The organism is Ensifer sp. (assembly GCF_031989085.1).
GTDB lineage: Bacteria > Pseudomonadota > Alphaproteobacteria > Rhizobiales > Rhizobiaceae > Ensifer.
In genome coordinates this window covers 29,976-54,966 of the sequence record NZ_DALZXU010000014.1, presented here as the reverse complement: position 1 = coordinate 54,966, position 24,991 = coordinate 29,976, and the positions used below count along the sequence as shown (strand labels likewise).

Here is a 24,991-nt window from a genome sequence, read left to right as displayed (position 1 = left end):
CAAATGCGTCAACCGCGCCAATCTTCTGTCCCTTGCAAGTCCGAACGCAGAACAGCGCTAGCTCTTCGTCCACGACCATTGCGTGACCGGCATCGCCGGCCGCCAGCCCGTCATGCCGCCGATCGGCAGCGCCCGGGCAATATCGATGCGGATGAGCGATCCGCCGAGCTTGGCGTGGCGTTGCAGCAGCACCGCTTCCATCTCTGTCGTCACGGCATTGGCGACCAGCCGGCCACCCTCGCCGAGTGCAGCGACCGCCGCATCCATGACGCCCGGCTCGCTGCCGCCGCCGCCGATGAAGATCGCGTCGGGGCGCGAAAGACCTGTGAGTGCCGCCGGCGCCTTGCCCTGAACGACCATCAGGCCGGGCACGCCGAAGGCCTCGGCATTGCGGCCGACGCGGACCGCGCGCTCGGGCGAAGCCTCGATGGCGATCGCCCGCATGGCCGGATCGGCGAGCATCCATTCGATACCAATCGAGCCGGAGCCGGCACCGATATCCCAGAGCAGCTCGCCCTTGCGCGGCGAAAGCGCCGACAGCGTCAGCGCCCGCACCTCCCGCTTGGTGATCTGCCCATCGTGCTCGAACAGCAGATCGTCGCGCCCGGCAGATAGCGGCAGCACGCGGCCGCCCCGGTCGGCGGCCACCTCGATGGCGCAGACGTTGAGCGGGTGCACGACACCGAGCATGAAGAGCGAGGCGATCTGCGTGGTCACCCGTTCGCCGGCACCGCCCAGCGCCTCCAGAACCGTCAGCCGCGACTGACCAAACCCGCTTTCCGTCAACAGCTCGGCGAGCGCCTTCGGTCCGGTCCCGTCAGAGGTCAGCGCCAGCACCCGGTTGCCCGGCTGAAGATGCGGGCGCACCAGATCGAGCGGCCGGCCATGGAGTGAAACGAGCGTCGCCTCCTGCAGCGCCCAGCCGAGCCGCGAGGCGGCAAGGCTGAAGGAGGAAGGGGCCGGAAGGGTGCGGATCTCCGCCGCAACAACGCGGCGTGCAAGCGTGGCGCCGACGCCGAAGAAGAACGGGTCGCCCGAGGCGAGCACGACGACAGGCGTGCCACGGCGTGCAACGATCTCCTCGACCGACCGGCCGAAGGGGCTCTGCCACACGCGGCCCTCGCCCTTGATCAGCGATTGGGTCAACTCCATGTGGCGAGCGCCGCCATAGACGACAGGCGCAGCCGCTATCAGCCGCTTGGCCTCGTCGCCGAGACCGGCTACACCATCCTCGCCTATGCCGATGATGGTCAACCAGGGGGAGACGATGGCCGGATCGCTGTTCGACACCTCAGCCATGGAAAAACCTCGCATTCTCATTTTGGGCGGGACAACCGAGGCCCGCGAACTGGCATCCGGCCTTGCCGGCGACACGCGTTACAACACCGTGATCTCGCTTGCCGGCCGCACGGCCGACCCGCGCCCGCAACCGGTCGAGACCCGGGTCGGTGGTTTTGGCGGAGCCGAGGGACTTGCGGACTTCCTCATTGCGGAAAAGGTTGCGCTGGTCGTCGACGCGACGCATCCCTTCGCCGCCCGGATTTCGCACAACGCTGCCGCCGCGGCAATGGCCGCGCACGTACGCCTTCTCGCCCTTCGACGCCCGGAGTGGCAGGCGGAACCCGGCGACAACTGGACCGGTGTCGGCAGCGTCGCCGAGGCGGTGACCGCGCTTGGCGAAATGCCGCGCCGCGTCTTTCTCGCCATCGGCCGGCAGGAAGCCTTTCATTTCGAGGCAGCCCCGCAGCACAGCTACGTCATCCGCAGCGTCGATCCGGTGACGCCGCCCTTGAAACTGCCCGATGCGACGGCGATCCTTGCCACCGGCCCCTTCGCTGAAACGGACGAGATCGACCTGCTGAAGGCGCATCGTATCGACGTGATCGTCGGCAAGAACAGCGGCGGAGCCGCGACCTATGGAAAGATTGCCGCTGCCCGCAAACTCGGGATCACGGTGATCATGGTCGAGCGCCGCAAGCCCGCCGACGTACCGTCGGTCAGCGATTGCGAAACCGCGCTCGAACGCATCGATCACTGGTTGTCTCCGGCGTAGAAGCGCGGCGTGTAGACCAGGTCCGGCTTTCCCTCGCGTTCGACGATGCGCGTTTCCGGAGAACCGATGATGACGCAGGTCGCCATGTCGGCGCGGTTGGCGTCGGCCTCACCGAGCGGCATCACGGCGATGCGCTCGTCCGGCCGGCCTGCGGCGCGACCGAAGATCACCGGTACCGACGCCGGCAGCACGCCACGCAGGATCTCGAATGCTTCGCCGAGTTGCCAGGGCCGCGCCTTGCTGATCGGATTGTAGAGCGCGATCACCAAACCGGCTTCCGCCACGAGCTTCAACCGCTTGGTGATGACATCCCAGGGCTTCAGGTTGTCGGACAGCGAGATGGCGCAGAAATCATGGCCGAGTGGCGCGCCGATGCGTGCGGCGACCGCAAGCATGGCGGTCACGCCCGGCGTCACCACCAGATCGACCGTCTTCCACTCCGCCGGCCCCTTGTCGATCGCCTCGCAGACGGCAGCCGCCATCGCAAACACGCCGGGATCGCCGCCCGAGACCATGCAGACCCTGGCGCCGGCCGCAGCGCGCGTCAGCGCCGCCTGGGCGCGGTCGAGTTCCTCGCGATTGTCGGAGGCGATGCGGAGCTGGTCGGGCCTGAGGTTCAGGCGGTCGAGATAAGGGAAATAGCCGAAGAATTCCTGCGCCTGCGAGACGGCCTCGGCCGTCTCCGGCGTCATCTGCGCGGGACTGCCGGGGCCGGTGCCGACCACATAGAGCGTGCCGCTCATGGCTTGTCCTTCCATCCGGGCCTATCGTCCCATCCGGGAACAAGCACGAGCGAAAAGTACGGTGCCTCGTCGTCAGGCTTTTCGGCAAGTGCGGTCATCGCCGCGTTCTTCATCGTGCCGCGCTCGACATAGACGGCGCGGTCGAGCCGGCCGGAGGCGGCAAGCGCCCGGCGGATCTTCGGCAGGTTGCGCCCGACCTTCATGATCACGGCTGCCTCAGTATCGGCAAGGCGACGTGCGAGCTCGCCTTCCGCCATGGTGCCAGGCAGCACCGACAAGACGTCGTCGCCCTGCACCAGCGGCAGGCCGGCGAGCGACCAGCAGCCGGACATGGCGGTGATGCCCGGAATGACGTCGACCGGGAAGCGCCCTGCAAGCCGCACATGCAGGTGCATGTAGGAGCCGTAGAACAGCGGATCACCTTCGCTCAGAACCGCGACAGTGCGGCCGGCGCCAAGGTGTTCGGCCACCGCCTCGGCGGAGGCGTTGTAGAAATCGGTGATCTGGCTCTTGTAGGCGCCGTCGTCCTTATCGATCTCGGTGGTGACGGGATAGTAGAGCGGCAGCTCGACAAGACCAGGCTTCAACAGGCCCTCGACGACGGCGCGGCCGTTGCCGCTGCGTCCCGCCTTGGCGAAATAGGCAAGCACATCAGCCTCGCCCAGCGCCTTGACCGCCTTGACCGTCAGCAACTCCGGATCGCCGGGGCCTGTGCCGACGCCGATCAACCGGCCCAAACCCGGCCCGCTCACAGGCCCGGCCTCGCGAGCGAATTGAGGGCTGCTGCCGTCATGGCGCTACCGCCGAGGCGACCGCGCACGATGGCGAAAGGCACCCCATAGGAGTTTTCGGCGAGCGCATCCTTCGATTCCGCCGCGCCGACGAAGCCGACCGGCATGCCGATGATCGCCGCCGGCTTCGGCGCGCCGTCGCGCAGCATTTCCAGGAGATAGAACAGCGCCGTCGGCGCGTTGCCGATGGCAACGACCGAGCCGGCCATGTGCTCGGCCCAGAGCTTCAGCGCCGCGGCCGAGCGCGTATTGCCGATCTCGGCGGCTAGCTCCGGCGTGCGCGGATCGCGCAGCGTGCAGATCACCTCGTTGCCGGCAGGAAGGCGCGCACGCGTGACACCGCGCGCCACCATCTCCGCATCGCAAAGAATCGGTGCGCCGTTTTGCAGCGCGCCGCGGGCGGCAGCGACGAAGTCGGGAGAGAACACGAACTGCTTCGACGCCTCGACCAGGCCGCAGGCATGCACCATGCGCACCGCGAGATCGGCCTCCTCCTCGGAAAAGGCGGAAAGGTCGGCTTCTGCCCTGATGATGGCGAAGGAACGCTCATAGATGGCGTTGCCATCCCGGATGTAATCATACTCAGGCATTTCTATCCCTGTTCGAACGCAGCCGAGACGCGCGCGGCACCCAGCCGTGTAAGACAGGACCGCGCCGATTCGCCAGCGTCTTTGTTTTGCCGCAGCAGGCCGGCCAGCCGTTCCAGCGCGGATTTCATTCCATTTTCATCGGTGTAGGCATTCGCGCCGTCCTTCGCCGCCCCATTTACGACAAGCGCATATCCTGATGGCGCACCCACCAGCGTCAGCGCCGACGCCTTCGGTCGGGCGCAGCCCTTGAGACAACCGGACAGATGCAGCGTCAGCGATCCGTCGAGGAGATCCGGCACCGTTTCCACCCATAGCCGCGCCATCGCCTTTGTGTCCATCCAGGCGGATGCGCAACCGGTACTGCCGGCGCAGGTGGCAATGTGGTTTCGCGGGTCGTCGGCTGCGATCCGCAAGCCATGCGAAAGCGCCAGGCGCTGGACGATCGCGGCCGCCTCCCCCTCAAGTCCCAGCAGGAAAAAGCCGTGCCCGGGCGAAAGCCGGATTTCGCGGGCCCCAAGCTCGCCTGCCTGTCGCAAAAAGGCGGCGAGGCTGGCGGCGTCGATCTGGGCATAGGCAAGCCCGAGGCCGAGAACGGTGCTGCCAGAGGCGAGATGATGCACGCCGACCGCCGAAACCATCGGCGCCGGAGCCGGAGCGACCCCGATATCCTCGCCGTCGGGCGAACAGAGCGCGCGCACCGCTTCGATATCGAGGTCCCGGCCGCGCGCCGCCGGCCCGATGGTGCTCAGGGCCTCGAGAATACGGATAACGACCGGCACGACAGCCCCGGTTCGAAGCGACGAGACGGGCTTCGCCGTCGCCGCCGTGCCGGCAAGGCAGAGGGTCCACCGGAAATCTTCACCACACCGGAAAGCCTGCAAGCGAAGATCGGCGACGGTATCGCCGAGATGGAACCGGCCCTCGCCATCAACGATGATGGTGAGCTTCGGCGCCAGTGTCAGGAGCGCTCGTCGCGCCGCGATCGCCTCCCGCAAGGCAGCGGCAAGGGGCCTGGGATCGGCGATCTCTTCCGGGGCGAAGCCGGCAAGCGGCGGCGTCTCGATCGCCAGGCCATCCGGAACCGCGATTTCCGCTGCGCCGATCGCCTCGGCAAGGCCGGGAACCGTCGACGCTGTCAGCCCGCGAACCTGCAGGTTGCCGCGCGCGGTAATTTCCAGGATGCCGTTGCCAAAACGGTTCGCCGCTTCAGCGATGGCACAGAACTGCGCAAGCGTCAGACTGCTATCGAGCGGCCGCAGGCGCACCAGCAGGCCATCGCCGGTCAACATCGGGGCTGCAAGCGACGGGCAGGCACCACGACGCATCGAGGCGGCAGCGTCAGTCGTCGGCGGTTTCGGCACGGCGCAAAGGGTCATCTGAGGGTTTCGGTCGCTCCTGGCATCACCCTCGCAGGAGGGCTTCGTCTTCACCTGACGCTATAACACAGTGACCGACGTTGAGAGAGATCAAAGGCGACAGGAAAAGCCGGGACGACAGCAAGGGCTCACGGCCTATTCGTCGAAATCGGCGCCCTTGCGCAGAAGGTAGATATCCATGATCCACCCCATGCGCGCCCGCGCCTCGGCCCGTGTCGCCAGGATCTCGTCTTTCACGTCGGCAAGACGACCGGAAATGACGATCTCGTCCGGCGTGCCGAGATAGGCGCCCCAATAGATCTCGGCATCGGGATCCTCGATCCGGCGGAACGCCTGCTCGCCGTCGAGCATCACGACCGAGGTCTGGCTGCGTGCGGGAAAGCTTTCCGCAAGACGGCGCCCCGTGGTGATCTCGACCGGCTTGCCGACGAGGTTCAAGGGAATGCGGTGACTGGCGCAGAGCGCCTGCAAGCTGGTGATCCCCGGAAGAACGTCATAGTCGAAGACGACCTTGCCGCGCGCCTTCACCCGCTCGACGATGCGGATGGTGCTGTCGTAGAGCATCGGATCGCCCCAGACGAGAAACGCGCCGATGCCGTCTTCGCCGAGTTCGCTGCCGATCAGGCGCTCGTAGATTTCAGCGATGCGGGCGTGCCAGTCGTCGACGCTGCCGTCGTAGCTGACACCTTCGGTGCGGCGGACCGGCACGGTGAATTCGACCGTGCGGTTGCCTTCGCGCGTGACGTAGCGCGCGCAGATTTCGCGGCGCACCTCGGCAAGCTCGGTCTTTGTCTCGCCCTTTGTCGGGATGAACAGCACGTCGGCGCGGTTGAGCGCGTTGATCGCCTGTATGGTCATGTGCTCGGGATTGCCGGAGCCGATGCCGATGATCAGAAGTTTTCGCACGGGCGCCCCTGCCGTTTACCAAAGTGTTGCAGCGCGTCGCGCGCTCGAACCGGCGCGCCGGCCTACCTGCCCTTGTCTTTGGCGGATCGGCGGTCGAGAGGCAAGATCCACCCGCGACAGCATCCCGGCTGCGGGCGCCATGGCGCCGCGCGGGCAACTAGGACGCTTCGGGATTTTCGGGCAGCGTCCAGTCGATCGGCTCGAAACCCTTGGAGACCAGGAATTCATTGGCCTGGGAGAAATGACGGCAACCGAGAAAGCCGGAATGGGCCGAGAGCGGCGAGGGGTGCGGCGCCCGCAGCACCAGATGGCGCGAGCGATCGACGAAGGCCGCCTTCTTCTGCGCGTAGGAACCCCAGAGCAGGAACACCACCGGGTGATCCGCCTCGTTGACGGCGCGGATGATCGCGTCGGTGAAGCGCTCCCAGCCGCGCCCCTGATGGGAGGCCGCCTGCCCGCGCTCGACCGTCAGCACGCTGTTGAGGAGCAACACGCCTTGCTTGGCCCAGCTTTCGAGAAAGCCGTGGCGGGCCGGCGCAATGCCGAGGTCGCTCTTCAGTTCCTTGTAGATGTTGACGAGCGATGGCGGCGTGCGAACGCCGGGCAGGACGCTGAAGCAGAGCCCGTGCGCCTGGCCGTCGCCGTGGTATGGATCCTGACCGAGGATGACGACGCGCACCTTGTCGAGCGGCGTCAGATCGAGGGCACGGAAATACTCCGATCCTCGCGGAAAGATCTGCCGTCCTTCGTTTCGCGCACTGACAAGAAACTGCTTGAGATCGCCCATATAGGGGCTCGAAAATTCCGGCTCCAGTGCCGCCTTCCAGCTCTCTTCGAGCTTGACTGCCGTTTCCATGCCGCCTCCGGTTCGTTTCATGCGCTTGGACGCCTCGGAACTTAGGCCGATCGCCCGTCGCCGCAAGCACCAATTGCGTGACGGGCCGCTTGTTTCACGGCTTTTACTAGCGCCGTCCAACAGCATTGTATTTCAATGGATACAACGCTAATCAGGAGGAGATATCGTTATATCCTGAAAAATATCACGAACTTGATGGAGGCAAGAATGATGATGCAACGCAGACAATGGCTAAAGGGACTGGTGCTGGCCCTTGGCGTCGCCTTTGCCGGCGCGACATACGCGCCCGGCGCCGCGATGGCCGAAGACAAGGTCACCGTCTTTGCCGCCGCGAGCCTGAAAAACGCGCTCGATGCCATCAACGCCGAGTGGCAGAAGGAAAGCGGCAAGGAAACGACCGTGTCCTATGCGGCAAGCTCCGCTCTTGCCAAGCAGGTGGAACAGGGCGCACCGGCCGATGTCTTCATTTCTGCCGACCTCGCCTGGATGGATTATCTGGCGGAGAAGAAGCTGATCAAGGACGACACCCGCGCCAACCTGCTCGGCAACCGCATCGTTCTGGTCTCGGGCAAGACCGACGCGCAGCCGGTCGAGATCAAGCAGGGCTTTGACCTGGCAACGCTGATCGGCGATGGCCGCCTGGCAATGGGCGCTGTTGATTCCGTGCCGGCCGGCAAATACGGCAAGGCCGCCCTTGAAAAGCTCGGCGTCTGGTCGAGCGTCGAACAGAAGGTTGCCGGCGCAGAAAGCGTGCGCGCCGCATTGCTGCTCGTTTCGCGCGGCGAAGCGCCCTACGGCATCGTCTACCAGACCGACGCTGCGGCCGATCCGGGCGTCAAGGTCGTGGGCACCTTCCCGGAAGACAGCCACCCGCCGATCATCTATCCGATCGCGATCACCGCGGAGAGCAAGAGCGCCGACGCGGCCGCCTATGTCGACTTCATCAAGTCGGACAAGGCAGCGCCGCTCTTCGAAAAGCAGGGCTTCACCATCCTGAAATAACCGCTGCCTCGCCTGTGCAGAAGCAGGCGAAGCATCTATCGTTCCCGAGCGCCGCGCACATCGCGCGGCGCTCGATATTTCGACCGGGGGTGGCACGACATTGGATTGGCTGGAGTTGAGCGACGCGGAGTGGACGGCGATCCTTTTGAGCCTGCGCGTGGCAACCGTCGCGATGGTCGCGAGCCTGCCCTTTGCGCTAGGCGTCGCCATGCTGCTCGCGCGTGGCCGCTTCTGGGGCAAGACGGCGCTGAACGGCCTCGTGCACATGCCGCTGATCCTGCCGCCGGTCGTGACCGGCTTCCTGCTGCTGCTGCTGTTTGGTCGGCGCGGACCGATCGGCGCCTTTCTGGCCGAGAATTTCGGCCTGGTGTTTTCCTTCCGCTGGACCGGTGCCGCCCTTGCCTGCGCAGTCATGGCCTTTCCTCTGATGGTGCGCAGCATCCGGCTGTCGATCGAGTCGGTCGATCGCAAGCTCGAGGACGCGGCCACAACGCTCGGCGCCGGCCCCCTCTGGGTGTTCTTCACCGTCACCCTGCCGCTGATCCTGCCGGGCATCATCGCCGGCATGGTCCTCGCCTTTGCCAAGGCGATGGGCGAATTCGGCGCGACGATCACCTTCGTCTCCAACATTCCCGGTGAAACGCAGACACTGTCGGCCGCGATCTACACCTTTACCCAGGTGCCGGGCGGCGACGCCGGCGCCATGCGCCTGACGATTATCTCGGTCATCATCTCCATGGCGGCATTGATGCTCTCGGAACTGCTGGCTAACGCTGCCGCCAAGCGGACGATTGCCGCATGAGCCTTGTCGTCGAAGCACGCCACCGGCTCGGCGATTTTACCGTCGATGCCGCCTTCACGTCGGATGGCGGCGTCACCGCGCTGTTCGGCCGCTCGGGCTCGGGCAAGACCTCGCTGATCAACATCATCGCCGGCCTCCTGAAGCCCGAGAGCGGTCGCGTGGTCCTCGACGGCGACATCATAGCCGACAGCGAGCGGCGGATCTTCACATCGGTGCATCGTCGCCGCTTCGGTTACGTCTTCCAGGAAGCCCGCCTGTTTCCGCACTTAAGCGTTGCCAGCAACCTTGCCTATGGCCGTTGGTTCGCCGGCAAATCGGGCAAGGCAGCCGACACGGGACGCGTCGTCGAGATGCTCGGCATCGGCCATTTGCTGGAGCGCAATCCGTCGGCGCTATCGGGCGGCGAACGCCAACGCGTCGCCATCGGCCGCGCACTGCTGGCCGCCCCGCGACTGCTGTTGATGGACGAACCGCTCGCCGCCCTCGACGAGGCACGCAAGGCCGAGATCCTGCCCTATCTCGAACGCCTGCGCGACGATGCCGGCATTCCGATCGTCTATGTCAGCCATTCCGTCAGCGAAGTCGCTCGTCTCGCCCAGCGCGTCGTGGTGCTGGAGGATGGCCGGGTGAAGGCATCGGGCGCTGCCGCCGACGTGCTGAGCGCGCCGGCAGCGACGGTCGCCACCGGTCGGCGCGAAGCGGGCGTGCTGCTCGAAGGCGTGGTCGAGATGCACGACAGCACCCATGACCTGACGACGGTGCGCGTCGGCGACTGTCTCCTGCGGGTGCCGAAGATCGACGTCGCAGACGGCCATGGCTTGCGGCTGCATATTGCCGCGCGCGACGTCATGCTGGCGACGGTTCGCCCTGAAGGCATCAGCGCCCTCAACGTGCTGGCAGGACGGATCATCGATCTGACGGATGGCGAAAACGGCAGCCTCGACATCCGGGTCGATTGCGGCGGCGCGACGATCGCCTCGCGCATCACCACTTTTTCGCGCGATGCGCTTCAGCTCGCACCCGGCAAGCCCGTGCACGTCATCATCAAGTCCGTGGCGATCGATCGCTGATCGGCGCCTGGTCGGGAGCACGCGCATCGTCCAGCCAGGCGAGATCCTCGGCAATCGCCGCCCTCGCCTTCGCCTCCATCTCGCGATAGCGGCGGATCAGCGTCTCGCCGAACGGCGTCAGCGCCGCGCCGCCGCCCTGTTTGCCGCCGCGCTGGCTCTCGACCGACGGCTCCTTGAACATCCGGTTCAAGGCATCGACCAGCAGCCAGGCCCGGCGGTAGGACATGTCCATCGCTCGGCCAGCGGCCGAGATCGATCCCGTCTCGCGGATGTGCTCCAGAAGCATGATCTTGCCGCGCCCCAGCCGGTCCTCGGGCGGAAAATCGATACGCAGGATGGGACGGAGGTCGTCGGGACGGTCGTTCATGCGCGAACCATAGAAGCTTGCGCGCCAAATCGAAAGGCTGACGGCTGCGGGCCGAACCGATTTCCCCTTGCCCGTTGCCGGCGGGCGTAGGGCTGATCAGAAAGCAAGAATCCGGGCCTTGATCTCAAGGGGACGACATGCACCGATGGCGTGTTCGCAAACCTCGCCTGAAAGCCCTGTCCCCATGCCCGGCCCCACCCTCGATATTGTCGAAACCGATCAGAACCTGCCCACGAAAGCCGATGTCGTCATCATCGGCGGCGGCATCATCGGCGTCAGCACCGCTCTGTTTCTCGCAGAACGCGGCATCGACGTGGTGCTCTCCGAAAAGGGCGTGCCGGGAGGCGAACAATCGAGCCGCAACTGGGGCTGGGTGCGTGTCATGGGCCGTGACGAGCGGGAAATACCGCTGGCGATCGAGGCGCTGAAACTCTGGGATACGCTCGATGCCCGCATCGGCGGCGAGACCGGCTTCCACCGCAGCGGCATCCTCTATATTTCCGAGAACGAGACCGATATCGCCAACCGCGATGCCTGGCTGGCGATGGCGCGGCCCTATGGTGTCGACAGCCGTCAAATCGGAGCGGAAGAAACGGAAGCGCTGATGCCGGGCGCAGGCATCCGCTACAAGGGCGCGCTCTACACGCCGAGCGACGGACGGGCCGAACCGCAAAAGGCAGTCCCCGCGATCGTTGCCGGAGCACGGCGGGCGGGCGCCCGTATCCTTTCGGGCTGCGCGGTGCGCGGCATCGAGAAAAAGGCCGGGCGCATCAGCGCCGTCGTCACCGAAAAGGGCCGGATCGAAACCGCAAGCGTGGTCGTCGCCGGTGGCGCCTGGTCCCGGCTCTTCCTCAAGGGGCTTGGGATCCGTCTGCCGCAACTGAAGGTGCGCAACACCGTGCTCAGAACCAGTGCGGTTTCGGGTGGTCCGGAGGGTGCCGGTGCAACGGGCACCTATGCCTACCGCAAGCGGCTTGACGGCGGCTACACCATTGCCGACGGTGGCGCGAACCTGCATCCCCTGGTGCCCGACAGCTTCGCCTTCTTCCGGGATTTCCAGCCGGCGCGAAAGGCCGAAGGCGAAGCCGTCCAGGTCGGCCTCAGTGCCCAGAGCTGGCGCGAATTGTTCGAGATCGGCGCTGTTGCGCTCGACCGTCCGGGCGCATTCGAGCGCCACCGGGTGCTGGATCCGCAGCCGGACCAGCACTCGGCGCTGCGGGCTCTCGATGAAGCGAGGAAAGCCTTGCCCTCCCTTCGCGGCGCGCGGGTGCAGCAGGTCTGGGCGGGTCTGATCGACGTGACGCCCGATGCCGTACCGGTGATTTCAACGGTCGAAAGCGTGCCCGGACTGATCGTCGCGACCGGTTTTTCCGGCCATGGCTTCGGCATCGGCCCTGGCGCCGGGCATCTCGTCGCCGACCTCGTGACCGGCGAGCACCCGATCGTCGATCCCATGCCCTTTCGCCTGTCGCGTTTCACAGACGGCACGCCGATCACCGTCGCCCCGCCGGTCTGACCGGTCGAGCGGCAGGCCGTCACGCAAGAAAATTACGCGGCAGGCCGGGCGGGAATCGCACCGACAGCAGCTGCCGCCATCGCCACCGCAGGATTCTGTCTTTCTTCCGCTGCAAGCATCGCGAGCGGCCAAAGGGCCTTCATAAGCCCCTGAACTCGTGTCAGTCTGTGCATATTCCCGTCGGGAGAACGGGGTGAGGAGGAGGCGTGACGAACCGGGGCGGAGGAGCCTCAAGGTGGTCCCGCCCGCTTTTGCCATTTGGCGACAACCCGTTTTCCCCATGCTGATTGGTGCGCATCGCGCACGCCGGTGGGAGGCCGGAAACCGCATGAGCGACCCCGATCGACTGAGCCTGCATGTCCCCGAACCGGCTGTCCGCCCGGGCGGCCAGCCGGACTTCTCCAACGTCAAGATCCCGAAGGCCGGCTCCGTGCCGCGCCCCGAAATCGACGTCGCGCCCGAAGAGATCCGCGACCTTGCCTACTCGATCATCCGCGTGCTCAACCGCGATGGTGAAGCCGTCGGCCCCTGGGCCGGACTTCTGTCCGATGACGAACTGCTGGCCGGCCTCAAGCACATGATGACGCTGCGCGCCTTCGATGCGCGCATGGTGATGGCGCAGCGCCAGGGCAAGACCTCGTTCTACATGCAGCATCTGGGCGAGGAGGCCGTCAGCTGCGCCTTCCGCAAGGCGCTGGTGAAGGGCGACATGAACTTCCCGACCTACCGCCAGGCCGGGCTTCTGATCGCCGACGAATATCCGATGGTCGAGATGATGAACCAGATCTTCTCGAACGAAAGCGATCCGCTGCGCGGCCGGCAGCTGCCCATCATGTATTCCTCCAAGGAGCATGGCTTCTTCACCATCTCCGGCAACCTCGCCACGCAATATGTGCAGGCGGTCGGCTGGGCGATGGCGTCTGCCATCAAGAACGACACCAAGATCGCCGCCGCCTGGATCGGCGACGGCTCGACGGCGGAATCGGACTTCCATTCCGCTCTCGTCTTCGCCTCCACCTACAAGGCGCCGGTCATTCTCAACATCGTCAACAACCAGTGGGCGATCTCGACCTTCCAGGGCATCGCCCGCGGCGGCTCCGGCACATTTGCCGCCCGCGGCCTCGGCTTCGGCATTCCCGCCTTGCGGGTCGACGGCAACGATTATCTCGCCGTCTACGCCGTTGCCAAATGGGCGGCGGAACGCGCCCGGCGCAATCTCGGCCCGACGGTGATCGAATACGTCACCTACCGCGTCGGCGCGCACTCCACCTCCGACGATCCGAGCGCCTATCGGCCGAAGACGGAATCGGAGGCCTGGCCACTCGGCGATCCCGTCCTGAGATTGAAGAAACACCTGATCCTGCGCGGCGCCTGGTCGGAAGAGCGCCACACCCAGGCGGAGGCCGAGATCGTCGATGCGGTGATCCAGGCACAGAAGCAGGCCGAAGGCCACGGCACCTTGCACGCCGGCGGCAAGCCCTCGGTGCGCGACATCTTCGAAGGTGTCTATGCCGAAATGCCGCCGCATATTCGCCGCCAGCGGCAGAAGGCAGGATACTGATATGGCCAGAATGACAATGATCGAGGCCGTGCGCAGCGCCATGGACGTCTCCATGGGGCGCGACGACGATGTCGTCGTCTTCGGCGAGGATGTCGGCTATTTCGGCGGCGTTTTCCGCTGCACGCAGGGGCTCCAGGCGAAATACGGCAAGACCCGCTGTTTCGACGCGCCGATCAGCGAAAGCGGCATCGTCGGCACGGCGATCGGCATGGCCGCCTACGGGCTGAAGCCTTGCGTCGAGATCCAGTTTGCCGACTACATGTACCCGGCCTACGACCAGATCACCCAGGAAGCCGCCCGCATCCGCTATCGCTCCAACGGCGACTTCACCTGCCCGATCGTGCTGCGCATGCCGACCGGCGGCGGCATCTTCGGTGGCCAGACCCACAGCCAGAGCCCGGAAGCGCTGTTCACCCATGTCTGCGGCCTCAAGGTCGTCGTGCCGTCCAATCCCTATGACGCCAAGGGCCTGCTGATCGCCTCGATCGAAGACCCGGATCCGGTGATGTTCCTGGAGCCCAAGCGGCTCTACAACGGCCCCTTCGACGGCCATCACGACCGGCCCGTCATCCCGTGGTCGAAACACGATCTCGGCGAAGTGCCGGAGGGTCACTACACCATCCCGATCGGCAAGGCGGAAGTGCGCCGCAAGGGCTCGGCCGTCACGGTCGTTGCCTATGGTACCATGGTACATGTGGCGCTGGCTGCTGCCGAAGAGACCGGCATCGACGCAGAGGTGATCGACCTTCGCAGCCTGCTGCCGCTCGATCTCGACGCCATCGTGCAATCGGTCGAAAAAACCGGGCGCTGCGTCGTCGTGCATGAGGCAACGCTGACCTCGGGCTTCGGCGGCGAAATCGCCTCCCTCGTCCAGGAGCACTGCTTCTACCATCTCGAGGCGCCCGTCGTGCGCGTCGCAGGCTGGGACACGCCCTACCCGCATGCCCAGGAGTGGGACTATTTCCCCGGCCCCGCGCGCGTCGGACGCGCGCTCGTCGAAGTGATGGAGGCCTGAGCATGGGCGAATTCGTAATCAAGATGCCGGATGTCGGCGAAGGCGTGGCCGAGGCGGAGCTGGTCGAATGGCATGTTAAGCCTGGCGATCCCGTGCGCGAGGACATGATCCTCGCCGCCGTGATGACCGACAAGGCGACGGTGGAAATCCCCTCGCCGGTCAACGGCACGGTGCTCTGGCTCGGCGCCGAGATCGGTGACACCGTCGCGGTCAAGGCGCCGCTGGTGCGCATCGAAATCGCCGGCGAAGGTGAAGCAACGCCTGCGCTGGACGAAAAGCCAGTCGCCAAGGCCGAAGAGAAACCGGCAGTGAAAGCCGAGACCGCAGCGCCGGTCGCAAAACCGGCGCAGCCAGCAAAAGTGGAGTTGAAGACGCCGGCGCCCGCCGCCAATGGCGTGCACGTCTCCCCTGAACGTCTGGAAAAGGCACTGGCCTCACCGGCCGTGCGGCAACGCGCCCGAGACAGTGGCGTCGACCTGCGCCAGGTCACCGGCAGTGGTCCTGCCGGCCGTATCAGCCACGACGATCTCGACCAGTTTCTTGCCCGCGGCGCGCAACCGGCTGCAGCGCCGGCGGGACTTGCGCGCAAGACAGCCGTCGACGAGATCAAGGTGACCGGCCTTCGCCGCCGCATCGCCGAGAAGATGACGCTGTCGACCTCGCGCATCCCCCACATCACCTATGTGGAGGAGGTCGACATGACGGCGCTTGAAGACCTGCGCACCATGATGAACCGTGATCGCAAGCCCGATCAGCCGAAGCTGACGATCCTGCCCTATCTGATGCGCGCACTGGTGAGAGCTATTGCCGATCTGCCGGGTGTCAATTCCACCTTCGACGACGGCGCCGGCATCATCAGCCGTCACCATGCCGTGCACATCGGCATCGCCACGCAGACGCCGGCGGGCCTGACCGTGCCGGTGGTGCGCCATGCCGAAGCGCGCGGCATCTGGGATTGCGCCGTCGAGCTCAACCGGCTGGCGGAAGCGGCCCGCACCGGGACGGCGACCCGCGACGAGCTCACCGGATCGACCATCACCATCTCCTCGCTCGGCGCGCTCGGTGGCATCGTCTCGACCCCCGTCATCAACCATCCGGAGGTGGCGATCGTCGGCGTCAACAAGCTGGCAGTCCGCCCGGTCTGGGACGGCACGCAGTTCGTGCCGCGCAAGATCATGAACCTGTCGTCGAGCTTCGATCATCGTGTCATCGACGGCTGGGATGCGGCCACCTTCGTGCAGCGGCTGAAGACGCTGCTCGAAACGCCTGCGCTCATTTTCGTGGAGGCTTGAGGCGAACATGAAGGAAATCTCCTGCAAGCTGCTCGTCATCGGCGCTGGCCCCGGCGGCTATATCTGCGCCATCCGCGCCGGCCAGCTCGGCGTCGACACCGTCATCGTCGAGAAGGCGAAAGCCGGCGGCACCTGCCTCAATGTCGGCTGCATCCCGTCGAAGGCGCTGATCCACGCCGCCGACGAATTTCATAAGCTGCGCTCGGCTGCGTCGGGCCGCAGCCCGCTCGGCCTGTCGCTCGCCAACCCGACGATCGATCTCGCCCGCACCGTCGCCTGGAAGGATGGCATCGTCGGACGCCTGAACGGCGGCGTCACCGGCCTTCTGAAGAAAGCCGGCGTCAAGGCAGTCATCGGCGTTGCCCGTTTCGTCGACGGCAAGACAGTCGACGTCGAGACCGAGACCGGCCTGCAGCGCATCCGCGCCGAAGCGATCGTGATCGCCACCGGCTCCGCTCCGATCGAGCTTTCGGACATGCCCTTCGGCGGTTCGATCATTTCGTCGACCGAGGCGCTGTCGCTCAAAAGCGTGCCGGCGAGCGTCGCCGTCATCGGCGGCGGCTACATCGGGCTCGAGCTCGGCACTGCCTTTGCAAAGCTCGGCGCCCATGTGACGGTGCTCGAGGCGCAGGCACGCATCCTGCCGCAATATGACGCCGACCTGTCGAAGCCGATCGCCAAGCGCCTTGGCGAACTCGGCATCGAGGTGTTTACCCAGACCGTCGCCAAGGGGCTTTCCGCCAACGGAAAGAGCCTGCTTGCAGAACACAACGGCCGCCCGATCGAGGTGCCGGCCGAAAAGGTGCTGGTTACGGTCGGTCGCCGACCGGTCACCGACGGTTTCGGGCTCGAGGAGATCGATCTCGATCGTGCCGGAAAATTCATCCGCATCGACGACCAGTGCCGCACCTCGATGCGCGGCATCTATGCGATCGGCGACGTCACCGGCGAGCCGATGCTGGCGCACCGTGCCATGGCGCAGGGCGAAATGGTCGCCGAAATCGTCGCCGGCAACAAGCGCGCTTGGGACAAGCGCTGCATTCCCGCCGTCTGCTTCACCGATCCCGAGATCGTCACCGCTGGCCTTTCGCCGGACGAGGCCCGTGCGAGCGGCATCGAGATCAAGATCGGCCAGTTTCCCTTCCAGGCAAACGGCCGCGCCATGACGACGCTGTCGGAAGACGGTTTCGTGCGCGTCGTCGCGCGCGCCGACAACCATCTCGTTCTTGGCATCCAGGCCGTCGGCCATGGGGTGTCCGAGCTTTCGGCAAGCTTCGGTCTCGCGATCGAGATGGGTGCGCGGCTCGAAGACATCGCCGGCACGATCCACGCCCATCCGACCCAGTCGGAAGCATTCCAGGAAGCCGCACTCAAGGCGCTGGGGCACGCGCTGCATATCTGACGTCGCTGGCAGGCCCGGGCGCAACACGCCTCATCCGGCCTGCCAGCCACCTTCTCCCCGTATGGGGGAGAAGGACATGCGGAGATCGCCCCGCGCCAACATTGCCTTTTACCGAATGGGAGAAAGAAATGAGCAGACCTGACCCGATCGTCATCGTTTCGGCGGCCCGCACCCCGATGGGCGCATTTCAAGGCGGCCTCAAGGATCTCGCCGCGCCGGAAATCGGCGCCATAGCGCTCAGGGCCGCGCTCGACCGTGCTGGCCTCGATACCGTCGACGAGGTGCTGATGGGCAATGTGCTTCCGGCCGGCGTCGGCCAGAACCCGGCGCGCCAGGCAGCCCTTGGCGCGGGCCTCGGCAAGGAGACGCCATCGACGACCATCTCCAAGGTCTGCGGCTCCGGCATGAAGGCGCTGATGCTCGGCCACGATGCCCTGCTTTCCGGCAGCGCCACGGTGTTGGCCGTCGGCGGCATGGAGTCGATGACCAATGCCCCCTATCTTCTGCCGAAGGCGCGCGGCGGTTTCCGCCTGGGGCATGGCGAGGTCAAGGACCATATGTTCCTCGACGGTCTCGAAGACGCCTATTCCGGCCGGCTGATGGGCACCTATGCCGAGGACACCGCCGAACACTACCAGTTCTCGCGCACCGATCAGGATGATTTCGCGCTGCGCTCGCTGGGACGCGCAACCCGCGCAGCTGAGGATGGCTCCTTTGCCGACGAACTGGTGGCGGTCAGCGGCGCCGGCAAGCGGCAGAGCGCCAATCTCGATCGCGACGAGCAGCCGACCAAATCCGATCCGGCAAAGATCCCGAAGCTGAAAGCCGCCTTCCGCGACGGCGGTAGCGTGACGGCCGCCAACTCCTCGTCGATATCGGACGGGGCGGCGGCGCTGATCCTGATGCGGGCAAGCGAGGCGGAAAAGCGCGGGCTGACGCCGCTTGCCATCGTTGCCGGCCATGCCGGCCATGCCCAGGAACCGGCCTGGTTTACCACCGCGCCGATCGGCGCGATCGACAAGCTGATGGCGAAGCTTGCCTGGGAGAAGGGCAGCGTCGGGCTCTACGAGATCAACGAGGCCTTTGCCGTGGTGGCGATGGCAGCGATCCGCGACCTCGGTCTGTCCGACGATATCGTCAACATCAACGGCGGCGCCTGCGCACTCGGCCACCCGATCGGCGCATCCGGCGCCCGCATCGTCGTGACGCTGCTGCACGCCATGCGCGCCAAGGGCGTCAAGCGCGGCATTGCCTCGCTCTGCATCGGCGGCGGCGAGGCGACGGCAGTCGGGCTGGAGCTGTTGCAGTAACGAAAGGGCGGGATCCACCCCCGTCCCGCGCCAACATGTGAAAAGCGCCGCCGGTTCGACCGACGGCGCTTTTCAATTTCGCGAGTGGCTGTTGCCGCGCCCCTTAGCCCATGCGCTCGGACGCGTAGGAGCCAGGGCTCGCCGGGAAGACGACGACGCGGTTGCCGTTGATGAAGCAGCGGTGGTGGATATGGGCGTGCACGGCGCGCGCGAGCACCTGGCTTTCCACGTCGCGGCCGATCGACACGTAGTCCTCGGCGCTCTGGGCATGGGTTATGCGAGCGATGTCCTGCTCGATGATCGGACCCTCGTCGAGATCCTCGGTGACGTAGTGCGCCGTCGCACCGATCAGCTTCACGCCGCGCTCATAGGCCTGCTTGTAGGGGTTGGCGCCCTTGAACGACGGCAGGAAGGAGTGGTGGATGTTGATGATCCGGCCCGACATCTTCTTGCAGAGCTGGTCGGACAGAACCTGCATGTAGCGCGCGAGTACGACCAGATCGGCATCCGTCTGCTCGACGATCTCCAGCATGCGGGCTTCCGCCTGCGGCTTGTTGTCCTTGGTGACCTTGATGTGATGGAAGGGGATGTCGTGGTTGACGACCACCTTCTGGTAATCGAAGTGATTGGAGATGACAGCGACGATGTCGATCGGCAGCGCACCGATCTTCCAGCGGTAGAGCAGGTCGTTGAGGCAATGGCCGAAACGCGACACCATCAGCACCACCTTCATGCGCTCTTCGCTGTCACGGATCTCGCAGGTCATGTCGAAGCGCTTGATGACGGGCGCGAAGCCCTCCCGCAATTCCTCGATCTTTACGCCCTCCTGGCTGATGAAGGTCAGCCGCATGAAGAACAGACCGGTCTGCAGATCGTCGAACTGCGAACTGTCGGTGATGTAACAGCCTTTTTCCGCGAGATAACCGGTGATGGCGGCAACGATGCCGCGGGTGGACTTGCAGGTGACGGTCAGCACATAGCTTTTCATCGGTATCTGTCTCTCGCTCCAGAGGTTTTTCCGGCCCCCCTTATACGGCCAGTCACGGCGAAAACTAGCGCGGCCTTCGACCGGCTGTCGATCCATTCGCGACATCGGCTGGACGGAACCGGCCAGCCGATCGCGCGAGCGCGCTGCAACGGGGGGCTTTGAACTCTAGCGGGGCGTGCGGTCGGGATGGGCGCGGGCAAAAGCCTCGACCTCGGCGCAGCGCTGATCGATGGCGACGAGCGTCGGGCAGGCGGAAAGATCGACCTCCCAACGGCGGGCATTATAGACCTGCGGCACCAGGCAGAAATCGGCCATGCCTGGCGTATCGCCGTGACAGAACCTGCCCGTCGACGGGTGGTTGAGCAGGCGCTCGAAGGCGATCAACCCCTCGCCGATGAATTTGCGCATCCAGTCGCGGCGCGCGGCCTCGCCATCGGCCGCACTGGCCATCACGTAGGACACGACGCCGAGATTGCAGACGGGATGAATGTCCATGGCGATCGCGTAGGCAAGCGCGCGCACGCGCTGACGGCCGGCGGCGTCAGCAGGAAGGAAACCCGTCTTCTCCCGCGTTTCCGCCAGATATTCGATGATGGCGAGCGATTGCGTGAAACGCTCGCCATCGATGTCGAGCACGGGCAAGAGCCCCTGCGGATTGCGGTCGAGGTGCTCGGCCTGGCGATGAGCCTTGGCCAGCAGGTCCACCGGCACCGAGCGGTAAGGCTCGCCAAGGCTGTTGAGCGCGATGCGGACGCGGTAGCTGGCCGAAGACCGCCAATAGTCGAAAAGTACGGCCTCGTTCACGTCCTGCTCCCTCATGCCGCTTGCGCCTTGGCTTTAAGCCTTTTCGTAAGGCCCGACCGACTGCTCGATCGCTCCGAAGATCGAATGGCCGGCCTTGTCCTTCATCTCGATGCGCACAGCGTCGCCGAAGCGCAGGAAATGCGTCTTCGGCGCGCCGCCGACGATCGTCTCGATCATGCGCAGCTCGGCGATGCAGGAGTAGCCGGCGCCGCCTTCGGAGACCGGCTTGCCGGGGCCGCCGTTCAGCTTGTTGGAGACCGTGCCCGAGCCGATGATCGTGCCCGCGGCAAGCGGCCGGGTCTTGGCGGCGTGCGCAATCAGCTGGCCGAAATCGAAGGTCATGTCGACGCCGGCGTTTGCCCGGCCGAACGGCTTGCCGTTGAGGTCGACGTGAAGCGGCAGGTGCAGCTTGCCGCCGTCCCAGGCCTCGCCCAGTTCGTCCGGCGTCACCGCAACGGGCGAGAAGGCCGACGATGGCTTCGATTGGTAGAAGCCGAAGCCCTTGGCGAGCTCGGCCGGGATCAGGCCGCGCAGCGACACGTCGTTGACGAGCATCACCAGCCGGATTGCGGCGCGTGCCTCCTCCAGCGTCGCGCCCATGGCGACATCGTCGACGACGACGGCGATTTCGCCCTCCATGTCCACGCCCCAGCTTTCGTCCGCCATCAGGATCGGGTCGCGCGGCGCAATGAAGCTGTCGGAGCCGCCCTGATAGATCAGCGGGTCGGTCCAGAAGCTCGCCGGCATCTCGGCGTTGCGGGCTTTTCGTACCAGCTCGACGTGATTGACGTAGGCCGAACCATCGGCCCATTGGTAAGCGCGCGGCAGCGGCGAAAGCGCGTCGTGCTCATGGAAGCGGATCGTTGGCTGCGCGCCGGTCTCGATGCCTTCGGCCACGCGCTCGAGCCGCGGGCCGGTGTGGGCCCAGTCGTCGAGTGCGGCCTGCAGCGTGCGGGCGATATGCCCGACTTCCGAGCAGCGGGTGAGATCGCGGGAGACGACCGCGAGTTTTCCATCACGCGAGCCATCCTTGAGTGTCGCCAGTTTCATGCAATCCTCCCTCTACGCAGACGAATCGTCCGCGATTTCCACAACAAGGCCGTCGGACGCGATCGTCAAGGCACCTGCCCAGCTTTTGCGCGTGGCCGCCACCCAATCCGCCGCGCCGATCGCGGGGTCGTCGGCCGGAATAAGATGATTGAGCAACAGTCGCCCGACGCCGGCGGCCGTCGCAATCCTGCCCGCATCCCCGGCAAAACTGTGGCTGGCCAGCAGGTGCTCCTTCAGTCGCGCACCATTGCCGGTGCGCGCCACCAGCCGGTCGACGCCTTCGGCGAGCATCGCCTCGTGCACGAGAATGTCGGCACCGCGCGCGAAATCGGCAAGCGGCGGGAAATAGGCCGTATCGGCGGAAAACACGACACTTGCCCCCGCATGATCGAAACGCAGCGCAAAACACTCGGTAACCGGGGGATGATCGACCCGCAAGGCGGATACCGTCAGGCCACCTTCGCGCAGAACCTCGCCTTGCTGAAACTCGACGATGTCGACGAGCTGGCGCAGATCGGGCCGGCCCTCGTCGACGATGCGGATATCGATGTCGAACCGCATCGCCTGCAGGAAGCCCTGCCAGTAATCGCGCGTGCCCGGCGGACCGAAGACGGTAACCGTGGTGGCAAGACCTGCGGTCCAGGCCGTATGGATCAGCGGTCCGAGTTCGAGCACATGATCGGAATGGAGATGGGTGATGAAGACGAGGTGCAGCGCCTTCAGGCTGACGCCCGCGTCGGTCAGGCCGCGGGTCACACCGAGGCCGCAGTCGACGACGATGGTGCGGTCGCCGATTTCAAGCAGCGAAGCGGTTGGCGAAGGGCCGCCCGGACGGATCGCCGGGCCACCCTTACTGCCGAGCAGAACCAGCCGTGCCCTCAAGACCAATCGCCTTCCGGCGTGCCGTTGAAGCGCTTTTTCAGATCGGTCCAGCAGTCGATATAATTGTCCTGCAACGTCTCCAGTTCGGCGGCGAAGCGGGTCAGCTGCTGCGGGAAGCGGGTCTCGAACATGAAGGCCATCGTATGGTCGAGCTTCACCGGTTTCAACTCACTATTTGTCGCCTTTTCGAAGCCGGTTGCATCGGGTCCATGCGCCAGCATCATGTTGTGAAGGCTCATGCCGCCGGGCACGAACCCCTCCTCCTTGGCGTCATAGCGGCCATAGATCAGCCCCATGAATTCGCTCATGATGTTGCGATGATACCAGGGTGGCCGGAAGCTGTGCTCGGCCACCAGCCAGCGCGGCGGGAAGATGACGAAGTCGACATTCGCCGTGCCCTCCTCTCCTGATGGTGCGGTCAGCACCGTGAAGATCGACGGGTCGGGATGGTCGAACAGGATCGCGCCGACGGGCGAAAAGGTCCTCAGATCGTATTTGTAGGGCGCGTAGTTGCCGTGCCAGGCAATGACGTCGAGCGGCGAGTGGCCGATGTCGGTGACGTGGAAAGCGCCGCACCACTTCACGTGCACGCGGCAAGGCGTTTCCTTTTCCTCGTAGGCGGCAACCGGCGTCTTGAAGTCGCGCGGGTTGGCCAGGCAATTGGCGCCGATCGGGCCCCGGTCCGGCAGCGTGAACTTGGCGCCGTAGTTTTCGCAGATATAGCCGCGCCAGACCTTTTCCTCGCCGAGACGCGTCACCTTGAACATCGTGCCGCGCGGCACAAGGCAGATCTCCGAGGGCTCGACGTCCATCTTGCCGAGTTCGGTGAACACCTGGATGGCGCCCATTTCCGGCACGATCAGAAGCTCGCCGTCGGCGTTGAAGAAATAGTCGTCGACCATGTCGGCGTTGAAGGCATAGGCGTGCGCCGCCATACCGCCCTGCGTCAAGGCATCACCGGCCGTCGTCATGGTACGAATGCCATCGAGGAAGTTGAGCTTTTCCGAAGGCTCCGGCAACGGCCCCCAGCGCAGCTGCCCGAGCGCCAGCGAATGATCGGCCACGTGCGGCGCGGTCTTCCAGTGCGGATAGTCGATCTTCCGGAAGCGCCCGGTATGGCGCACGCTCGGGCGAATGCGGTAGAGCCATGAGCGCTCGTTGGTACCGCGTGGCGCTGTAAACGGCGAGCCAGACAGCTGTTCGGCATAAAGGCCATAGGCGCATTTCTGCGGACTGTTCTGGCCCTGCGGCAGGGCGCCAGGCAAGCTTTCGGTCTCGAAATCGTTGCCGAAACCCGGCATGTAATCAAGCGTCTGGTGGGCGGATGCCCCGGTGCCTGCCTGCTTCTGCGCCTTGTCCAACATGGCCTGAACCTCCTCCTCAGGTGCCTGCCCACCGCCGATCACGACCGATCCCGGATGGCCAAGGCACGTCCAATATGTCTCGGCATTGCCACGGCTCTCCATGGACGGTGGCGCGCTGCCGGCCTATTAGTTGCAATCGTAACTATCGATTTTGTAACTATCAAGGATGCCACACATGGCCGCCGATGGCTTCGAGCTCAATGCGTTCCTGCCCTACAGACTGAACCGCGCAGCCGAGTTTGTCGCGGTGCGCTTTGCCGCCGAATACAAGGCGCGCTATCAGCTGACGCGCCCGGAGTGGCGCACGCTGGCGGCGCTCGGAAGCTCGACCGGCGCGATGACGGCAACGGAGGTCGGCGCCCATTCGGCCATGCACAAGACCAAGGTCAGCCGCGCGGTCGCCGCGCTCGAGGATCGGCGCTGGTTGAAGCGCAGCGAGGACGAGACCGACCGCCGGCTGGAACATCTGGAGCTGACGAAGGCCGGCCGGATCGCCTATGGCGACCTCACGGATCTCGCGAGCGCCTACCAGAAGCAGCTCGAAGACCTGATCGGCGCGGACGGCCTGCAGGCCCTCAGTGTCGGCCTCGACGCGGTCGAGCGGGCGATCGACACGGCCGGAAAGCACGTTGCCCGCCCGTAGGCCTCAGCCCTTCATCCGCTCGGGGATCGGCACGCCCTGAAAACTCTTCAGCGTATCGAGCACGATCGAAGTCTTGACGTGCTGCACGCTGTCATGCGGCAACAACACATCGTTGACGAAGCGAGAAAGGCCGGCGAGGTCTGGTGTCACCACCCGCAGGTGATAATCCATTTCGCCGGTCAGCGCGTAGGCCTCCAGCACCTCCGGCAGGCTGGAGATCAGCTTGCCGAAACGCTTGGCGTTGTCGCGGTTGTGGGTTGCGAGCGTCACCGAAATCACCACCATCAGGTCGAGACCCAGCTTCTGCCGGTCGATCTGTGCCTGATAGCCGGTAATGAAGCCCTCCGCTTCCAGCCGGGTGCGCCGGCGCGAGCATTGCGAGGGCGAAAGCGCGATGCGCTCCGATAACTCGTTGTTGGTCAGATGCCCGTCGCGCTGCAGTTCGCTGAGGATCTTGAGATCAAACCCGTCAAGCTGCTCCATTCATGCATCCTTATAAAGCATTTCGCACGTTTCGTGCGGCATCCTGCGCAAAACACGCAAGAATACAAGCATCATGCATCGGATTTGCGTCATACTCCAGCAAAGTTTGGAGGCCAGAGCGATCT

General features: G+C 65.3%; 25 protein-coding genes. 11 read left to right on the top strand and 14 right to left on the bottom strand.

Translation table 11 applies throughout. From position 1 onward, the window contains the following. Positions 1–57 precede the first annotated feature (57 nt). A complete protein-coding gene (gene cbiE, locus RTP54_RS29965) occupies positions 58–1,299 on the bottom strand; it encodes a precorrin-6y C5,15-methyltransferase (decarboxylating) subunit CbiE (RefSeq protein WP_312367658.1) in 1,242 nt (413 codons plus the stop codon). Between cbiE and RTP54_RS29960 the strand changes: the two genes are divergently transcribed. Continuing rightward, positions 1,268–2,053, top strand: coding sequence for a cobalt-precorrin-6A reductase (locus RTP54_RS29960; RefSeq protein WP_312367657.1), 786 nt, complete (start codon positions 1,268–1,270; stop codon positions 2,051–2,053). The two genes, cbiE and RTP54_RS29960, sit on opposite strands and share 32 nt — an antisense overlap. Here RTP54_RS29960 and RTP54_RS29955 read toward each other — a convergent pair. The 6 genes from RTP54_RS29955 to ung all read right to left on the bottom strand — a co-directional run bounded on the left by RTP54_RS29955 (position 2,032) and on the right by ung (position 7,315). Next, a complete protein-coding gene (locus tag RTP54_RS29955; protein ID WP_312367656.1) occupies positions 2,032–2,796 on the bottom strand; it encodes a precorrin-3B C(17)-methyltransferase in 765 nt (254 codons plus the stop codon). The genes RTP54_RS29960 and RTP54_RS29955 overlap by 22 nt on opposite strands. Further along, positions 2,793–3,548 carry a precorrin-2 C(20)-methyltransferase gene (locus RTP54_RS29950; protein WP_112812000.1) on the bottom strand — a complete coding sequence of 252 codons (756 nt, stop codon included), beginning with the start codon at positions 3,546–3,548 and terminating at the stop codon, positions 2,793–2,795. The genes RTP54_RS29955 and RTP54_RS29950 overlap by 4 nt, the downstream gene beginning before the upstream one ends. Then, positions 3,545–4,177 carry a precorrin-8X methylmutase gene (locus RTP54_RS29945; protein ID WP_112816012.1) on the bottom strand — a complete coding sequence of 211 codons (633 nt, stop codon included), beginning with the start codon at positions 4,175–4,177 and terminating at the stop codon, positions 3,545–3,547. The genes RTP54_RS29950 and RTP54_RS29945 overlap by 4 nt, the downstream gene beginning before the upstream one ends. A 2-nt stretch (positions 4,178–4,179) precedes the next feature. Next, positions 4,180–5,553, bottom strand: coding sequence for a precorrin-3B synthase (gene cobG / locus RTP54_RS29940; protein ID WP_312367655.1), 1,374 nt, complete (start codon positions 5,551–5,553; stop codon positions 4,180–4,182). A 135-nt stretch (positions 5,554–5,688) separates the two neighbouring features. Further along, positions 5,689–6,459 carry a precorrin-6A synthase (deacetylating) gene (gene cobF, locus RTP54_RS29935; RefSeq protein ID WP_312367653.1) on the bottom strand — a complete coding sequence of 257 codons (771 nt, stop codon included), beginning with the start codon at positions 6,457–6,459 and terminating at the stop codon, positions 5,689–5,691. Between the two features lie 157 nt (positions 6,460–6,616). Beyond that, a complete protein-coding gene (gene ung, locus RTP54_RS29930; protein WP_112816009.1) occupies positions 6,617–7,315 on the bottom strand; it encodes a uracil-DNA glycosylase in 699 nt (232 codons plus the stop codon). 210 nt (positions 7,316–7,525) lie between these two features. Here ung and modA point away from each other — a divergent pair, with 210 nt between their 5' ends. The 3 genes from modA to modC all read left to right on the top strand — a co-directional run bounded on the left by modA (position 7,526) and on the right by modC (position 10,189). After that, positions 7,526–8,317 (top strand): molybdate ABC transporter substrate-binding protein, encoded by a 792-nt coding sequence (modA, locus tag RTP54_RS29925; protein ID WP_409517235.1) that lies wholly within the window; start codon positions 7,526–7,528, stop codon positions 8,315–8,317. Between the two features lie 100 nt (positions 8,318–8,417). Next, complete coding sequence (gene modB, locus RTP54_RS29920; RefSeq protein WP_112816008.1) at positions 8,418–9,119, top strand: molybdate ABC transporter permease subunit; 702 nt, start codon at positions 8,418–8,420, stop codon at positions 9,117–9,119. After that, entirely contained in the window at positions 9,116–10,189 is a 1,074-nt protein-coding gene (gene modC / locus RTP54_RS29915; protein ID WP_112816007.1) for a molybdenum ABC transporter ATP-binding protein, read from the top strand. Before modB ends, modC begins: the two co-directional genes overlap by 4 nt. Here modC and RTP54_RS29910 read toward each other — a convergent pair. Continuing rightward, positions 10,164–10,556: a winged helix-turn-helix domain-containing protein gene (locus RTP54_RS29910; RefSeq protein WP_112816006.1), complete on the bottom strand. Its 393-nt coding sequence runs from the start codon at positions 10,554–10,556 to the stop codon at positions 10,164–10,166. The two genes, modC and RTP54_RS29910, sit on opposite strands and share 26 nt — an antisense overlap. Before the next feature lie 184 nt (positions 10,557–10,740). Between RTP54_RS29910 and RTP54_RS29905 the strand changes: the two genes are divergently transcribed. From RTP54_RS29905 to RTP54_RS29880, 6 genes are all read left to right on the top strand, one after another. Then, a complete protein-coding gene (locus RTP54_RS29905) occupies positions 10,741–12,072 on the top strand; it encodes an FAD-binding oxidoreductase (protein WP_312367650.1) in 1,332 nt (443 codons plus the stop codon). 328 nt (positions 12,073–12,400) lie between these two features. Beyond that, the gene (locus RTP54_RS29900; protein ID WP_112816033.1) at positions 12,401–13,633 is read left to right on the top strand and encodes a 3-methyl-2-oxobutanoate dehydrogenase (2-methylpropanoyl-transferring) subunit alpha; all 1,233 of its coding nucleotides are present in this window, start codon (positions 12,401–12,403) and stop codon (positions 13,631–13,633) included. Position 13,634: 1 nt separating this feature from the next. Continuing rightward, on the top strand, positions 13,635–14,648 hold the full coding sequence (locus RTP54_RS29895) for an alpha-ketoacid dehydrogenase subunit beta (protein WP_112816004.1): 1,014 nt from the start codon (positions 13,635–13,637) through the stop codon (positions 14,646–14,648). Between the two features lie 2 nt (positions 14,649–14,650). Further along, on the top strand, positions 14,651–15,940 hold the full coding sequence (locus RTP54_RS29890; RefSeq protein ID WP_312367647.1) for a dihydrolipoamide acetyltransferase family protein: 1,290 nt from the start codon (positions 14,651–14,653) through the stop codon (positions 15,938–15,940). A 7-nt stretch (positions 15,941–15,947) separates the two neighbouring features. Next, a complete protein-coding gene (gene lpdA, locus RTP54_RS29885) occupies positions 15,948–17,342 on the top strand; it encodes a dihydrolipoyl dehydrogenase (protein WP_312367645.1) in 1,395 nt (464 codons plus the stop codon). A gap of 128 nt (positions 17,343–17,470) precedes the next feature. Beyond that, positions 17,471–18,652, top strand: coding sequence for an acetyl-CoA C-acyltransferase (locus RTP54_RS29880; RefSeq protein WP_312367643.1), 1,182 nt, complete (start codon positions 17,471–17,473; stop codon positions 18,650–18,652). Positions 18,653–18,755: 103 nt separating this feature from the next. Here the strand turns inward: RTP54_RS29880 and purU are convergent, their stop codons facing one another. The 5 genes from purU to hmgA all read right to left on the bottom strand — a co-directional run bounded on the left by purU (position 18,756) and on the right by hmgA (position 23,740). Beyond that, positions 18,756–19,640 carry a formyltetrahydrofolate deformylase gene (gene purU / locus RTP54_RS29875; protein WP_112816000.1) on the bottom strand — a complete coding sequence of 295 codons (885 nt, stop codon included), beginning with the start codon at positions 19,638–19,640 and terminating at the stop codon, positions 18,756–18,758. Positions 19,641–19,805: 165 nt separating this feature from the next. After that, positions 19,806–20,444, bottom strand: a complete 639-nt coding sequence (gene maiA / locus RTP54_RS29870) for a maleylacetoacetate isomerase (RefSeq protein ID WP_312367641.1) — start codon at positions 20,442–20,444, stop codon at positions 19,806–19,808. 33 nt (positions 20,445–20,477) lie between these two features. Then, entirely contained in the window at positions 20,478–21,494 is a 1,017-nt protein-coding gene (locus tag RTP54_RS29865) for a fumarylacetoacetate hydrolase family protein (protein WP_112811985.1), read from the bottom strand. Positions 21,495–21,506: 12 nt separating this feature from the next. Continuing rightward, a complete protein-coding gene (locus tag RTP54_RS29860; protein ID WP_312367682.1) occupies positions 21,507–22,376 on the bottom strand; it encodes an MBL fold metallo-hydrolase in 870 nt (289 codons plus the stop codon). Next, positions 22,373–23,740: a homogentisate 1,2-dioxygenase gene (gene hmgA / locus RTP54_RS29855; protein ID WP_312367639.1), complete on the bottom strand. Its 1,368-nt coding sequence runs from the start codon at positions 23,738–23,740 to the stop codon at positions 22,373–22,375. The genes RTP54_RS29860 and hmgA overlap by 4 nt, the downstream gene beginning before the upstream one ends. Before the next feature lie 175 nt (positions 23,741–23,915). Here hmgA and RTP54_RS29850 point away from each other — a divergent pair, with 175 nt between their 5' ends. Continuing rightward, on the top strand, positions 23,916–24,383 hold the full coding sequence (locus RTP54_RS29850; protein WP_312367637.1) for a MarR family winged helix-turn-helix transcriptional regulator: 468 nt from the start codon (positions 23,916–23,918) through the stop codon (positions 24,381–24,383). A 3-nt stretch (positions 24,384–24,386) separates the two neighbouring features. Here the strand turns inward: RTP54_RS29850 and RTP54_RS29845 are convergent, their stop codons facing one another. Beyond that, a complete protein-coding gene (locus RTP54_RS29845; protein ID WP_077504887.1) occupies positions 24,387–24,866 on the bottom strand; it encodes an Lrp/AsnC family transcriptional regulator in 480 nt (159 codons plus the stop codon). Between the last annotated feature and the right edge of the window lie 125 nt (positions 24,867–24,991).

Coding starts and splice junctions, on each gene's coding strand:
- RTP54_RS29960 (WP_312367657.1), top strand. CDS start 1,268: ATGGCCGGATCGCTGTTCGACACCTCAGCCATGGAAAAACCTCGCATT.
- cbiE (WP_312367658.1), bottom strand. CDS start 1,299: ATGGCTGAGGTGTCGAACAGCGATCCGGCCATCGTCTCCCCCTGGTTG.
- RTP54_RS29955 (WP_312367656.1), bottom strand. CDS start 2,796: ATGAGCGGCACGCTCTATGTGGTCGGCACCGGCCCCGGCAGTCCCGCG.
- RTP54_RS29945 (WP_112816012.1), bottom strand. CDS start 4,177: ATGCCTGAGTATGATTACATCCGGGATGGCAACGCCATCTATGAGCGT.
- cobG (WP_312367655.1), bottom strand. CDS start 5,553: ATGACCCTTTGCGCCGTGCCGAAACCGCCGACGACTGACGCTGCCGCC.
- ung (WP_112816009.1), bottom strand. CDS start 7,315: ATGGAAACGGCAGTCAAGCTCGAAGAGAGCTGGAAGGCGGCACTGGAG.
- modA (WP_409517235.1), top strand. CDS start 7,526: ATGATGCAACGCAGACAATGGCTAAAGGGACTGGTGCTGGCCCTTGGC.
- modC (WP_112816007.1), top strand. CDS start 9,116: ATGAGCCTTGTCGTCGAAGCACGCCACCGGCTCGGCGATTTTACCGTC.
- RTP54_RS29910 (WP_112816006.1), bottom strand. CDS start 10,556: ATGAACGACCGTCCCGACGACCTCCGTCCCATCCTGCGTATCGATTTT.
- RTP54_RS29905 (WP_312367650.1), top strand. CDS start 10,741: ATGCCCGGCCCCACCCTCGATATTGTCGAAACCGATCAGAACCTGCCC.
- RTP54_RS29900 (WP_112816033.1), top strand. CDS start 12,401: ATGAGCGACCCCGATCGACTGAGCCTGCATGTCCCCGAACCGGCTGTC.
- RTP54_RS29895 (WP_112816004.1), top strand. CDS start 13,635: ATGGCCAGAATGACAATGATCGAGGCCGTGCGCAGCGCCATGGACGTC.
- RTP54_RS29890 (WP_312367647.1), top strand. CDS start 14,651: ATGGGCGAATTCGTAATCAAGATGCCGGATGTCGGCGAAGGCGTGGCC.
- lpdA (WP_312367645.1), top strand. CDS start 15,948: ATGAAGGAAATCTCCTGCAAGCTGCTCGTCATCGGCGCTGGCCCCGGC.
- RTP54_RS29880 (WP_312367643.1), top strand. CDS start 17,471: ATGAGCAGACCTGACCCGATCGTCATCGTTTCGGCGGCCCGCACCCCG.
- purU (WP_112816000.1), bottom strand. CDS start 19,640: ATGAAAAGCTATGTGCTGACCGTCACCTGCAAGTCCACCCGCGGCATC.
- RTP54_RS29865 (WP_112811985.1), bottom strand. CDS start 21,494: ATGAAACTGGCGACACTCAAGGATGGCTCGCGTGATGGAAAACTCGCG.
- hmgA (WP_312367639.1), bottom strand. CDS start 23,740: ATGTTGGACAAGGCGCAGAAGCAGGCAGGCACCGGGGCATCCGCCCAC.
- RTP54_RS29850 (WP_312367637.1), top strand. CDS start 23,916: ATGGCCGCCGATGGCTTCGAGCTCAATGCGTTCCTGCCCTACAGACTG.
- RTP54_RS29845 (WP_077504887.1), bottom strand. CDS start 24,866: ATGGAGCAGCTTGACGGGTTTGATCTCAAGATCCTCAGCGAACTGCAG.